Annotated in this window: 14 protein-coding genes; 12 read left to right on the top strand and 2 right to left on the bottom strand. The window is 71.2% G+C overall.

Annotated elements, in window-relative coordinates; all coding sequences use genetic code 11:
- Positions 1 to 65: 65 nt before the first annotated feature.
- The gene (locus KCH48_RS20480; RefSeq protein ID WP_210576102.1) at positions 66 to 1,643 is read right to left on the bottom strand and encodes an oxidoreductase; all 1,578 of its coding nucleotides are present in this window, start codon (positions 1,641 to 1,643) and stop codon (positions 66 to 68) included.
- Between the two features lie 158 nt (positions 1,644 to 1,801).
- Between KCH48_RS20480 and hisD the strand changes: the two genes are divergently transcribed.
- The 10 genes from hisD (at position 1,802) to KCH48_RS20430 (ending at position 9,470) form a co-directional block, all read left to right on the top strand.
- Complete coding sequence (hisD, locus tag KCH48_RS20475; RefSeq protein ID WP_210576101.1) at positions 1,802 to 3,127, top strand: histidinol dehydrogenase; 1,326 nt, start codon at positions 1,802 to 1,804, stop codon at positions 3,125 to 3,127.
- Entirely contained in the window at positions 3,124 to 4,227 is a 1,104-nt protein-coding gene (locus KCH48_RS20470; RefSeq protein ID WP_210576100.1) for a histidinol-phosphate transaminase, read from the top strand. Before hisD ends, KCH48_RS20470 begins: the two co-directional genes overlap by 4 nt.
- On the top strand, positions 4,227 to 4,820 hold the full coding sequence (gene hisB / locus KCH48_RS20465; protein WP_210576099.1) for an imidazoleglycerol-phosphate dehydratase HisB: 594 nt from the start codon (positions 4,227 to 4,229) through the stop codon (positions 4,818 to 4,820). Before KCH48_RS20470 ends, hisB begins: the two co-directional genes overlap by 1 nt.
- Positions 4,817 to 4,981 carry a hypothetical protein gene (locus KCH48_RS20460; protein ID WP_210576098.1) on the top strand — a complete coding sequence of 55 codons (165 nt, stop codon included), beginning with the start codon at positions 4,817 to 4,819 and terminating at the stop codon, positions 4,979 to 4,981. Before hisB ends, KCH48_RS20460 begins: the two co-directional genes overlap by 4 nt.
- On the top strand, positions 4,978 to 5,619 hold the full coding sequence (hisH, locus tag KCH48_RS20455) for an imidazole glycerol phosphate synthase subunit HisH (RefSeq protein ID WP_210576097.1): 642 nt from the start codon (positions 4,978 to 4,980) through the stop codon (positions 5,617 to 5,619). Before KCH48_RS20460 ends, hisH begins: the two co-directional genes overlap by 4 nt.
- A complete protein-coding gene (priA, locus tag KCH48_RS20450) occupies positions 5,616 to 6,341 on the top strand; it encodes a bifunctional 1-(5-phosphoribosyl)-5-((5-phosphoribosylamino)methylideneamino)imidazole-4-carboxamide isomerase/phosphoribosylanthranilate isomerase PriA (protein WP_210576096.1) in 726 nt (241 codons plus the stop codon). Before hisH ends, priA begins: the two co-directional genes overlap by 4 nt.
- Positions 6,338 to 6,733 carry a RidA family protein gene (locus tag KCH48_RS20445; RefSeq protein WP_210576095.1) on the top strand — a complete coding sequence of 132 codons (396 nt, stop codon included), beginning with the start codon at positions 6,338 to 6,340 and terminating at the stop codon, positions 6,731 to 6,733. The genes priA and KCH48_RS20445 overlap by 4 nt, the downstream gene beginning before the upstream one ends.
- Positions 6,730 to 7,485 carry an imidazole glycerol phosphate synthase subunit HisF gene (gene hisF, locus KCH48_RS20440; protein ID WP_210576093.1) on the top strand — a complete coding sequence of 252 codons (756 nt, stop codon included), beginning with the start codon at positions 6,730 to 6,732 and terminating at the stop codon, positions 7,483 to 7,485. Before KCH48_RS20445 ends, hisF begins: the two co-directional genes overlap by 4 nt.
- 112 nt (positions 7,486 to 7,597) lie before the next feature.
- Positions 7,598 to 8,182, top strand: a complete 585-nt coding sequence (locus tag KCH48_RS20435; RefSeq protein WP_210576091.1) for a transcriptional regulator — start codon at positions 7,598 to 7,600, stop codon at positions 8,180 to 8,182.
- A 43-nt stretch (positions 8,183 to 8,225) separates the two neighbouring features.
- The gene (locus KCH48_RS20430; protein WP_210576089.1) at positions 8,226 to 9,470 is read left to right on the top strand and encodes an MFS transporter; all 1,245 of its coding nucleotides are present in this window, start codon (positions 8,226 to 8,228) and stop codon (positions 9,468 to 9,470) included.
- 4 nt (positions 9,471 to 9,474) lie between these two features.
- On the opposite strand, the gene KCH48_RS20425 is transcribed toward KCH48_RS20430, so the two are convergent.
- Complete coding sequence (locus KCH48_RS20425; protein ID WP_210576087.1) at positions 9,475 to 10,110, bottom strand: TIGR03085 family metal-binding protein; 636 nt, start codon at positions 10,108 to 10,110, stop codon at positions 9,475 to 9,477.
- Between the two features lie 110 nt (positions 10,111 to 10,220).
- Between KCH48_RS20425 and hisI the strand changes: the two genes are divergently transcribed.
- Complete coding sequence (gene hisI, locus KCH48_RS20420) at positions 10,221 to 10,619, top strand: phosphoribosyl-AMP cyclohydrolase (RefSeq protein WP_210576085.1); 399 nt, start codon at positions 10,221 to 10,223, stop codon at positions 10,617 to 10,619.
- Positions 10,620 to 10,630: 11 nt separating this feature from the next.
- Positions 10,631 to 12,109: an anthranilate synthase component I gene (locus tag KCH48_RS20415; protein ID WP_210576083.1), complete on the top strand. Its 1,479-nt coding sequence runs from the start codon at positions 10,631 to 10,633 to the stop codon at positions 12,107 to 12,109.
- Positions 12,110 to 12,113: the final 4 nt, after the last annotated feature.

The raw sequence follows: 12,113 nt of genomic DNA, 5'->3' as shown, positions 1-12,113 counted from the left end.
CGCGGGAGAACGCGCGTGCGCACCGACCACCTGGTGGGCAGGTGCCGCACGTCCTTCATCCCCCTTCACCCCCGTCGCAGCAGCCGCGTCGCCCCCGCCGCCACCGTCGTCGCAAGGATCCAGCCGACCACGATCATCGCCGCGGCCAGCCACTGCCAGCCGCCGCCCAGCCGCCAGAAACCCACCTGACCGAGGTCGATGACCGGCAGAAGCAGGTCGAGTGCGAAGAGGGCCGGGTTCCACGGCGGATGCTCACCGGACTTGATCGGCGGATGGTCGGCGTGCGTGAAGGCCACCGAGCTCGCCGCCCACAGCAGCGCCATCCAGACCGCCGCCCGGCCGGGCCGGTAGCCGTAGGCCACCGTCCAGTCCTGCGCGTACCCCCACAGCTTGGCCGCCGCCGGCAGGGTCTCGCGCCGCCGGCGCTGCTTGGCCAGTAACACCTCGCGGGCGTCCTCGTCCTCGCCCCCGGCCCGCAGCACGGTGGCCAGTCGCTCGTACGGCTCCGGGTTGTACTCGGCGGTCGCGGCGGCCACCCACTCCAGCCGCTCGGCGAGCGGGAACGGGCCGCGCGGCACGAGGTTCTCGTAGGCGAATCCGCCCATGTGCAGCCGTCCGGGGCCCGGCCAGCTGTCCCTCCGGTCCATCAGGTTGACGATCTTCGCCCCCGAGAGCACGACACGCCCGCGCGCCGGCCGCTCGCCGAGGAAGCGCAACTCCGGCGTCTGCACCCGCCGCAGCGACAGCTCCTGCTCGTCGGTGAAGGTGAACCGGGCCCGCTCGAAGTCGACGGAGTCCCCGAACCGCCCGTCGTCCAGCCGCACCCCGCCCTCGCACTCGACCCGCTGGACCCGCGTCCCGCGCGCGGGTGTGCCCCCGCTCAGCAGCACGCTGCCGACACCGGCGGGCGTGAGATACAGCGTCCGCCCCACGGTCAGCTGCGGCGCGTTCAGTGCGAACCGGGTGTACGGGTTGGCCAGCCGGGCGCCCCGCAGACTCAGCGACACGCCGACGTTGGCCCCGCGCAGCCGCAGCTCGCCGTGCGACTCAAGCAGCTCGGCCTGGAGGTCCTGGCCGATGGTCATGCCGTCCCCGGAGATGGAGCGCCCGCTGCGGTCCCGGTAGACGATGGCCTGGTTGATCAGCAGATCCGTGCCGATCTGCGCGTCGGTCAGCCGTACCCCGTTGTGGAAGCGGCAGCGCGGCAGATGCAGATCGCCCTCCGTGTGCACCCGGGCCGCCTCCAGCCGCGGCACCGAGCAGTCCACCAGCCGTACGGTGGTGAAGTGGGCCTCCGGCAGCAGGATCTCCCGTTCGAAACGGCAGCCGCGCAGCTCGACGTAGGGCGTGACCGTGCCGCCCGCGAGGTCCAGGGTGCCGCTGATCTGCACGCCGGTGAGCTTCAGCGACGACACGCGGCCCGCGAGGGCGGGCGGGCCGTCCAGCAGCAGCCAGCACACGATCCGGGCCCGCACCGTCCGCTCCGGTCCCCACGGGCGCCCGCCGTGCGGATCGTCGACGATCGGGTCGCCGCTGCTCAGGTCGTACACGCTGCCGTTGCGGAAGGCCTGCCACATGCCGGCCTCGGCGGCGGTCAGATCGTCCGGCAACTCCCCGGCGCGGATGCCGGCCCCCTCGGTCACGGTGGTTCCTTCCTCCTGTTACTCATAGGTTTCGTACAACCGTTCATGCCCGCTGAGTGACGCCTCGAACACCAACAGTGAAGAGGATCTTCCGTGTCGTGTATCAGCTACTGAAACGCGAGGACAACGCCCGACTCCGGTCTGCGAGAATTGAGCCCGTGATCTCCCGAATCGATCTGCGCGGCGACGCCCTCCCGGAGGGTCCCGCCTTGCGCGACCTGCTGCCCCGAGCCGACTTCGACGTTGCGGCCGCCCTTGAGAAGGTGCGTCCGATCTGCGAGGCCGTGCATCATCGGGGTGACGCGGCGCTGATCGACTTCGCCGAGAAGTTCGACGGGGTGCGTCTGGATTCCGTACGGGTCCCGGCCGAGGCACTCGACAAGGCACTCGAAGAACTCGACCCGGCCGTGCGTGCCGCCCTGGAGGAGTCCATCCGGCGCGCCCGTCTCGTCCACCGCGAGCAGCGCCGTACGACGCACACGACCCAGGTCGTGCCCGGCGGCTCGGTCACCGAGAAGTGGGTGCCGGTCGAGCGGGTCGGGCTCTACGCGCCCGGCGGCCGGTCGGTCTACCCGTCCTCCGTGATCATGAACGTGGTGCCCGCGCAGGAGGCCGGCGTCGGGTCGATCGCGCTCGCCTCCCCGGCGCAGGCCGAGTTCGGGGGCCTCCCGCACCCGACGATCCTCGCCGCGTGCGCGCTGCTCGGCGTCGACGAGGTGTACGCCGCCGGTGGCGCTACGGCCGTCGCGATGTTCGCGTACGGCACTGAGTCCTGCCCGCCCGCCAACATGGTCACCGGCCCCGGCAACATCTGGGTCGCCGCCGCCAAGCGCTACTTCACCGGCAAGATCGGCATCGACGCCGAGGCGGGCCCGACCGAGATCGCGGTCCTGGCCGACGCCACCGCCGATCCGGTGCACGTCGCCTCCGACCTGATCAGCCAGGCCGAGCACGACCCGCTGGCCGCGGCCGTCCTGGTCACCGACTCCGTGGAGCTGGCGGACGCGGTGGAGAAGGAGCTGGAGCCGCAGGTCGCGGCCACCAAGCACATCGAGGACCGGATCGTTCCGGCGCTGAAGGGGCGGCAGTCCGCGATCGTGCTCGTCGACGGCGTCGACGAGGGGCTGCGGGTGGTGGACGCGTACGGTGCCGAGCACCTGGAGATCCAGACGGCCGAGGCCGCCGCGGTCGCGGACCGCGTGAAGAACGCCGGCGCCATCTTCATCGGCCCCTGGGCGCCGGTCTCGCTCGGCGACTACGCCGCCGGGTCCAACCACGTCCTGCCCACCGGTGGCTGCGCCTGCCACTCCTCGGGCCTGTCGGTCCAGTCCTTCCTGCGTGGCATCCACATCGTCGACTACACGCGGGACGCGCTGGCCGACGTGGCGCGGCACGTGGTGACGCTGGCGGAGGCGGAGGACCTGCCGGCGCACGGTGCGGCGATCAAGGCGAGGTTCGGCTGGAAGGTACCCGAGGACCAGTGACTGGCATCGACGATCTCCCCGTACGGGACGAGCTGCGCGGCAAGTCCCCTTATGGCGCGCCCCAGTTGGACGTCCCCGTACGGCTGAACACCAACGAGAACCCGTACCCCCTGCCCGAGCCCCTGGTCGAACGGATCGCCGAGCGCGTCCGCGAGGCGGCCCGGAACCTCAACCGCTACCCGGACCGGGACGCGGTCGAACTGCGCACCCAGCTCGCCAAGTACCTGACCGACACGTCCGGTCACGAGGTCGGCCTGGCGAACGTCTGGGCGGCCAACGGCTCCAACGAGGTCATCCAGCAACTGCTGCAGACCTTCGGCGGGCCTGGCCGTACCGCGATCGGCTTCGAGCCGTCGTACTCGATGCACGCGCTCATCTCGCGCGGCACCGGAACGGGCTGGATCTCGGGCCCCCGCGACGACGACTTCACGATCGATGTCGCCGCCGCCGAGAAGGCGATCGCCGAGAACCGGCCGGACGTCGTCTTCATCACCACCCCCAACAACCCCACGGGCAACGCGGTTCCGCCCGAGACGGTCCTCGCGCTGTACGAGGCCGCGCAGGCCGCCAAGCCCTCGATGGTGGTGGTCGACGAGGCGTACATCGAGTTCAGCCACGGCGACTCGCTGCTGCCGCTGCTCGAAGGCCGGCCGTATCTCGTCGTGTCGCGGACGATGTCGAAGGCGTTCGGCGCGGCCGGACTCCGCCTCGGCTACCTCGCCGCGCACCCGGCCGTCGTCGACGCCGTCCAGCTCGTACGGCTGCCCTATCACCTCTCGGCGATCACCCAGGCGACCGCGCTCGCGGCCCTGGAGCACACCGACACGCTGCTGAAGTACGTCGAGCAGCTGAAGGCCGAGCGGGACCGGCTGGTGAGCGAGTTGCGGGCGGCCGGCTACGAAGTCGTCGAGTCCGATGCGAACTTCGTGCAGTTCGGCCGGTTCGAGGACTCTCACACGGCCTGGCGGCGGATCCTCGACCAGGGCGTCCTGGTCCGTGACAACGGCATCGCGGGGTGGCTGCGGGTCAGCGCCGGAACCCCACAGGAGAACGACGCGTTCCTCGACGCGGTCCGTGAACTCAAGAAGGAGCAGAGCTGATGAGCCGCGTAGGACGCGTGGAGCGCGTCACCAAGGAGACGTCGGTGGTCGTCGAGATCGATCTCGACGGCAGCGGCAAGGTCGATGTGTCGACGGGCGTCGGCTTCTACGACCACATGCTCGACCAGCTCGGCCGGCACGGTCTGTTCGACCTGACCGTGAAGACCGAGGGCGACCTGCACATCGACTCGCACCACACCATCGAGGACACCGCCCTCGCGCTGGGCGCCGCCTTCAAGCAGGCCCTCGGCGACAAGGTGGGCATCTACCGGTTCGGCAACTGCACGGTCCCGCTGGACGAGTCCCTCGCCCAGGTCACCGTCGACCTGTCCGGCCGCCCGTACCTCGTGCACACCGAGCCCGAGAACATGGCGCCGATGATCGGCGAGTACGACACCACGATGACCCGGCACATCCTGGAGTCCTTCGTCGCCCAGGCCCAGATCGCGCTGCACGTGCACGTGCCGTACGGGCGCAACGCGCACCACATCGTGGAGTGCCAGTTCAAGGCGCTGGCCCGGGCCCTGCGGTACGCCAGTGAGCGAGACCCGCGCGCCGCCGGAATCCTGCCCTCCACGAAGGGCGCGCTGTGAACGGGCTGTCGACCGTCCTGATCGTCGTCGGGCTCTTCCTGGTCGGCGGGATCATCTCCTTCGCCAAGCAGGAGATGCCGAAGAGCCTCATCGTGCTGCTCTCGATCGGCGCCGCGATGTGTCTGGTCGCGGGCGTCATGCGGCTGGAGGTGTGGAATTGAGTGCGCCCAAGCAGGTCGTGGTCTTCGACTACGGCTTCGGCAATGTGAGGTCGGCCGAGCGTGCCCTCGCGCGTGTGGGGGCCGACGTCGAGATCACCCGTGACTACGACAAGGCCATGAACGCCGACGGTCTCCTCGTGCCCGGCGTCGGGGCCTTCGCCGCCTGCATGAAGGGGCTGACCGAGGCCCGCGGCGACTGGATCGTCGACCGTCGCCTGGCCGGCGGCCGTCCCGTCATGGGCATCTGCGTCGGCATGCAGATCCTGTTCGCGCGCGGCATCGAGCACGGCGTCGAGACCGGCGGCCTCGACGAGTGGCCCGGCTCGGTCGAGCCGCTGCAGGCCGACATCGTGCCCCACATGGGCTGGAACACCGTGGACGTGGCGCCCGGCTCCGAGCTGTTCGCCGGTCTGGACGCGGACGCGCGCTTCTACTTCGTGCACTCGTACGCCGTCCACGACTGGAGCCTCGAGGTCCGCAACCCGACGCTGACGGCCCCCAAGGTGACCTGGTCGACGCACGGCAAGCCCTTTGTGGCCGCCGTGGAGAACGGCGCCCTGTGGGCGACGCAGTTCCACCCTGAGAAGTCCGGCGACGCCGGAGCCCAGCTCCTCACCAACTGGATCGGAACACTGTGAGCAAGCTCGAACTCCTCCCCGCCGTCGACGTCCGCGACGGCCAGGCCGTCCGCCTCGTGCATGGAGAGTCCGGGACAGAGACGTCGTACGGCTCCCCCCTGGAGGCCGCCCTCGCCTGGCAGCGGGCGGGCGCCGAATGGCTGCACCTGGTCGACCTGGACGCCGCGTTCGGCACCGGCGACAACCGCGCGCTGATCGCCGAGGTCACGAAGGCGATGGATATCAAGGTCGAGCTGTCCGGCGGCATCCGGGACGACGCCTCCCTCGCCGCCGCCCTGGCCACGGGCTGCACCCGGGTGAATCTGGGGACGGCCGCCCTGGAGACCCCGGAGTGGGTCGCCAAGGTCATCGCTGAGCACGGCGACAAGATCGCGGTGGGTCTGGACGTACGGGGCACCACGCTCCGCGGGCGCGGCTGGACCCGCGACGGCGGCGACCTCTACGAGACGCTGGAGCGCCTCAACACGGAGGGCTGCGCGCGGTACGTGGTCACCGACATCGCGAAGGACGGCACGCTGCAGGGCCCGAACCTGGAGCTGCTGAAGAACGTCTGCGCGGCGACCGACCGCCCGGTCGTGGCCTCCGGCGGCGTGTCCTCGCTGGACGACCTGCGGGCCATCGCCGAGCTCGTACCGCTGGGCGTGGAGGGCTCGATCGTAGGGAAGGCCCTGTACGCGAAGGCGTTCACCTTGGAAGAGGCCTTGGAGGCGGTAGCCCAGTGAGCGACCTACGGCGTGTCACGACCGGTGCGCCCTGGGAGGAGACCTTCGGCTACTCCCGCGCGGTGGAGCTGCCGAACGGCTTGGTGCTGGTGTCCGGTTGCACGTCCATAGTGGACGGTGAGATCGCCGGCGGCGGTCCGTACGAGCAGACGGTCAACGCCTTCGAGGTCGCGTTCGCGGCGCTGGGGGAGCTGGGTCTCGGCCGGGACGACGTCGTACGCACGCGTATGTACATCACCCACGCCCGGGACGTGGACGACATCGGACGTGCTCACAAGGAGCTGTTCGACTCCGTCCGGCCCGCAGCATCCATGATCATCGTCTCCGGCTTCGTGGACCCCAGCCTGGTCGTCGAGGTCGAGGTGGAGGCGTTCCGAGGAGCATCCGCATGACCCTGGCCGTACGAGTCATCCCCTGCCTGGACGTGGACAACGGCCGGGTCGTCAAGGGCGTCAACTTCCAGAACCTGCGCGACGCGGGCGACCCCGTCGAGATGGCCAAGGTGTACGACGCCGAGGGCGCCGACGAACTGACCTTCCTGGACATCACCGCGTCGTCCGGCAACCGCGAGACGACGTACGACGTGGTGCGCCGCACCGCCGAGCAGGTGTTCATCCCGCTCACGGTCGGCGGCGGCGTCCGCACGGCCGAGGATGTGGACAAGCTGCTGCGGGCGGGCGCGGACAAGGTGGGCGTCAACACGGCGGCCATCGCCCGTCCTGACCTGATCCGCGAGATCGCGGAGCGGTTCGGCCGGCAGGTGCTGGTCCTGTCGGTGGACGCGCGCCGCACTCCCGAAGGCACCTTCGAGGTCACCACCCACGGCGGCCGCAAGGGCACCGGCATCGACGCGATCGAGTGGGCGCACCGGGCCGCCGAGCTGGGCGCCGGCGAGATCCTGCTCAACTCGATGGACGCGGACGGCACGAAGGACGGCTACGACATCGAGATGATCGAGGCCGTCCGCAAACACGTGACCGTCCCCCTCATCGCCTCCGGCGGCGCGGGCCGGCTAGCCCACTTCCCACCGGCCATCGAGGCGGGCGCGGACGCGGTCCTCGCGGCGTCCGTCTTCCACTTCGGCGACCTGCGGATCGGTGAGGTGAAGGAGACGTTGCGGGGGGCGGGGCACCCCGTCCGCTAGCGGGAGCTGAGCCCCGGTCGGTCCCGGCCGGGGCTTTCTCATGGAGAGATAGGAAAGGGAAGTTGCGCAAAATATGTTGTGCAACTTTTCTTTCCTATCTAGCGTGAGGGGCATGACGGACAGGGAGAGGCGCATCAAGGACGTGGGCACCCTCAAGGCGCTCGCGCATCCGCTACGGGCCCAGCTGTACCGGTGCCTGATCATCGCGCGTTCGGCGACCGCGTCCCAGCTCGCCGACCAGGTGGACGAGGCCGTCTCTCTGGTCAGCTACCACCTGCGCAAACTCGCCGAACACGGGCTGATCGAGGAGTCGGAGGCGCAGAGCGCGGACGGTCGGGAGCGCTGGTGGCAGCCTGCCTCCGAAGGGGTGTCCATCCACGACGAGGACTTCAGGGACGCCCCGGAGAAGGCCGCCGCGCACACAGCGGCGAGCCGCCTCTTCTTCGAGCAGCGCGCCGACATGTACCGCCGCTACCTCGACGAGCGGGCCCACTGGAGCGACGCGTGGACGACGGCGTCCGACTCCTCCGAGTGGCTGCTCAGGCTCACCCCCGACGAACTCTCCACGCTGTCCAAGGAGATGTACGCCCTGGTCCGCAGGTACGAGGAGCGCGGCCGGGCCGCCGTTGCCGCGGGCGACACCGAGGGCCGCGAGAACGTCGCGGTGCACACGTACGGCTTCCCTTTCCGTACCTGAGAGCCCGGTACCTGAGAGTCCCTATCTGAGAGGACGGTCCGCCGTGACCAGCACGCTCGTGCCCGGGGGCGGCCTGAAGGAGAGATCGGCTCACCGTGACCCCAACGTCCTGCGATGGCTCGGTGCGTACGTCTCGTCCGCGGTCGGCGACAACGTCTACTTCATCGCCCTGTCCTGGGCCGCCGTCCAGTCCGGCACGCCCGCCCAGGCCGGACTGGTCACGGCGGCCAGTGCGCTGCCGCGTGCCCTGTTGATGCTCGGCGGGGGAGTGGTGGCCGACCGTTATGGGCCGCGCCGGACCGTGCTCGCCAGCACTGCCGCGCGCGCCGCCCTTGTGCTGACCGCGGCCGTCCTGCTCCTCGCCACCAGCCCGGGGCTGTGGGTGCTGGGTGCGGTGGCCGTGCTCTTCGGTGTCGTCGACGCCGTGTTCCTGCCCGCCGCCGGCGCCCTGCCCGCGCGGATCACCGGACGCGGCCAGCTCGCCCGCGTCCAGGGCATGCGCGGCCTCGCCACCCGGCTCGCGAACGTCCTAGGCGGACCACTGGGCGGCCTCGGTGTCGCCGTCGGCGGTACGGCGGGCGCGTTCGGGCTCGCCGCGCTGCTCGTCGGGGTGTCCCTGCCGCTGCTGCTGGCGGTCCGGGTCGGCACGCTGCCGCCGGACGACGCGTCGCCCCGGGGCGCGGTCCTGGCCGAGCTGCGGGACGGGCTGCGCCACATCCGGCGGAACGCGGTGCTGCGCCCGCTGGTGATCGCCGCGGCCCTCACCGACCTCGGCTTCGTCGGCCCGATGAACCTCGGCCTGACCCTCCTCGCGCAGGAGCGCGGCTGGGGCTCGTCCGGCATGGGCTGGGTGCTGGCCGGCTTCGGGACCGGCGCCGGCGCGGCCTCGTTCCTGCTCACCTGGCGCGGCCGGGTGCCCCGGGCCGGAGCCGTGGCCGCGGTGACGAGCCTCCTCGGGGCCGCGGCGATCGGGGCGCTGGCGCAGGTGACGTCCGTCCCGGGCGCGGTCGGGGTGGCCCTGCTCATAGGCCTGTCCCTCGGGCTCTCCGGGGCCTTGTACGGGGCGCTGACACAGGCCGCGGCCGGCCCGGCCTACGTCGGCCGGGTCACCGCCGCCTCCACGCTCGTCGGCTTCGGCGTCGCGCCGCTCACATTCCCGGTGGTCGGCTGGGCGGCCGAGCTGTGGGGCACCGGACCGGTCTTCGTGGTGGGCGCCGTGGTCAGTGCCCTGGGTGGCGTCATCGCGCTCTGCGCGGGCTCACTGCGCCGCGCAGAGCTCCCCAAGTGATCCCTCAGATCCCCAGCTGCTTCGTCTCGTGCAGCTTGGTGATCGCGTCCTCCTCGCCCTCCAGCTCCACCTTGGCGGCGTTCTGCCGGCCGTACGCGAAGAGCAGCAGTTCCGAGGGCTCGCCGGTCACCGTGACGACCGGGGTGCCGCGGTGGGCGACCGCTGTCTGGCCGTCGGGGCGGCGCAGGACGAGGCCGGTCGGGACGCCGCGGCCCATCAGGCGGGCGGAGCGCTCCAGGCGGGACCAGAGGGCGTCCTGGAAGACGGGGTCGAGCTCGCGCGGGGTCCAGTCGGGCTGGGCGCGGCGTACGTCCTCGGTGTGGACGTAGTACTCGATCGTGTTGGACATCTCGTCGAGCTGCTTGAGCGCGAACGGCGAGAAGCGCGGCGGGCCGGTGCGGATCAGCTGGATCAGCTCCTCGTACGGCTTGGCGGTGAACTCCGCCATCACCCGCTCCAGGCGCGGCGCCAGCTGCTTGATGAGGATGCCGCCGGCGGCATCGGGGCGACGCTCGCGCACCACCACGTGCGCGGCGAGGTCACGGGTCCGCCAGCCCTCGCAGAGGGTGGGGGCGTCGGGGCCCTCGGCCTCCAGGAGGTCGGCCAGGAGAAGTCGTTCACGCTTGGCGAAAGTCGACATGCAGTCAGCGTACGACCACGCACCGGGTCCGCCCAATGGACAGCACCTGTACGGTCCGGGTACTGGACACTCCATCAGGACTGTCAGTGCCGCGCGGCACAATGGTCGGCATGACCAGCTCGCCCCGGCAGTCCAGCCGCCTCGACCCGGAGATCGCCGCGCGGCTCAAGCGCAGCGCCGACGGACTCCTGCCCGCCATCGCCCAGCAGTACGACACCGGTGAGGTGCTGATGCTCGGCTGGATGGACGACGAGGCGCTGCATCGGACGCTCACCACCGGCCGCTGCACCTACTGGTCGCGCAGCCGCCAGGAGTACTGGGTCAAGGGCGACACCTCCGGCCACTTCCAGCACGTCAAGTCCGTCGCCCTCGACTGCGACGCCGACACCGTGCTGGTCAGGGTCGACCAGGTCGGCGCCGCCTGCCACACCGGCGCCCGCACCTGCTTCGACGCCGACGTCCTGCTCAAGGACGGCGCCGACTCCGGCCCGTCCGCCCCGCATCAGTAAGGTCAGCCGCCATGGACCTCGAGACGTTCCGCAAGCTGGCCACCGACCGGCGAGTCATCCCCGTCACCCGCAAGCTCCTCGCCGACGGCGACACCCCGGTCGCGCTCTACCGCAAGCTCGCCGCCGAGCGCCCCGGCACCTTCCTGCTGGAGTCCGCGGAGAACGGCCGCTCCTGGTCCCGCTACTCCTTCGTCGGCGTGCGTTCCGCCGCGACGCTCACCGAGCGGGACGGCCAGGCTCACTGGCTCGGCACCCCGCCCGTCGGCGTCCCCACCGGCGGCGACCCCCTCGCCGCCCTGCGCGCCACCATCGAGGCCCTGCACACCCCGCACCAGGAGGGCATGCCGCCCTTCACCGGCGGCATGGTCGGCTACCTCGGCTACGACATCGTGCGCCGCCTGGAGAAGATCGGCCCCGGCGAGCGGGACGACCTCAAGCTGCCCGAGCTGACCATGCTCCTCACCAGCGACCTCGCCGTCATGGACCACTGGGAGGGCTCCGTCCTGCTGATCGCCAACGCGATCAACCACAACGACCTCGACACCGGCGTCGACGAGGCCCACGCCGACGCGGTCGCCCGCCTCGACGCCATGGAGGCCGACCTCACGCGCGCGGTCGCCCAGCCGCCCGCCGTGCTCCCGCCCTCCGAACTCCCCGAGTACACGGCACTCTGGGGCGGCCCCGACTTCCAGGACGCCGTCGAGGACATCAAGGAGCGCATCCGGGCCGGCGAGGCCTTCCAGGTGGTCCCCTCCCAGCGCTTCGAAACGCCGTGCACGGCCAGCGCGTTGGACGTCTACCGGGTGCTGCGGGCGACCAACCCCTCCCCGTACATGTACCTGTTCCGCTTCGAGGGCTTCGACGTCGTCGGCTCGTCCCCCGAAGCGCTCGTCAAGGTCGAGGACGGGCGGGCCATGGTCCACCCCATCGCCGGCACCCGGTGGCGCGGGGCCACCCCGCAGGAGGACCAGGCCCTCGCCGACGAACTGCTCGCCGACCCCAAGGAGCGCGCCGAGCACCTGATGCTCGTCGACCTCGGGCGCAACGACCTCGGGCGGGTCTGCGAACCCGGCTCGGTGGAGGTCGTGGACTTCATGTCCATCGAGCGCTACTCGCACGTGATGCACATCGTCTCGACGGTCACCGGCCGGGTCGCCGCGGGCCGCACCGCCTTCGACGTCCTCACCGCCTGCTTCCCGGCCGGCACCCTCTCCGGCGCCCCCAAGCCCCGCGCGATGCAGATCATCGACGAACTCGAGCCGTCCCGGCGGGGGTTGTACGGCGGCTGCGTCGGCTACCTCGACTTCGCCGGCGACTCCGACACCGCCATCGCCATCCGTACGGCACTCCTGCGCGACGGCACCGCCTACGTCCAGGCCGGCGCGGGCATCGTCGCCGACTCCGACCCGGTCGCCGAGGACACCGAGTGCCGCAACAAGGCGGCGGCGGTGCTGCGCGCGGTGCACACGGCGAACCGGCTCGGAAAGTAGGACG

It is taken from the genome of Streptomyces sp. GESEQ-4 (assembly GCF_017948455.1).
In the GTDB taxonomy this organism is placed as follows: domain Bacteria; phylum Actinomycetota; class Actinomycetes; order Streptomycetales; family Streptomycetaceae; genus Streptomyces.
This window is presented reverse-complemented; position numbering and strand designations above follow the sequence as displayed.

Excerpts from the sequence above, each read along its gene's own strand:
- hisB (WP_210576099.1), top strand. The coding sequence starts at position 4,227 with ATGAGCCGCGTAGGACGCGTGGAGCGCGTCACCAAGGAGACGTCGGTG.
- hisF (WP_210576093.1), top strand. The coding sequence starts at position 6,730 with ATGACCCTGGCCGTACGAGTCATCCCCTGCCTGGACGTGGACAACGGC.
- KCH48_RS20435 (WP_210576091.1), top strand. The coding sequence starts at position 7,598 with ATGACGGACAGGGAGAGGCGCATCAAGGACGTGGGCACCCTCAAGGCG.
- KCH48_RS20425 (WP_210576087.1), bottom strand. The coding sequence starts at position 10,110 with ATGTCGACTTTCGCCAAGCGTGAACGACTTCTCCTGGCCGACCTCCTG.
- hisI (WP_210576085.1), top strand. The coding sequence starts at position 10,221 with ATGACCAGCTCGCCCCGGCAGTCCAGCCGCCTCGACCCGGAGATCGCC.
- KCH48_RS20415 (WP_210576083.1), top strand. The coding sequence starts at position 10,631 with ATGGACCTCGAGACGTTCCGCAAGCTGGCCACCGACCGGCGAGTCATC.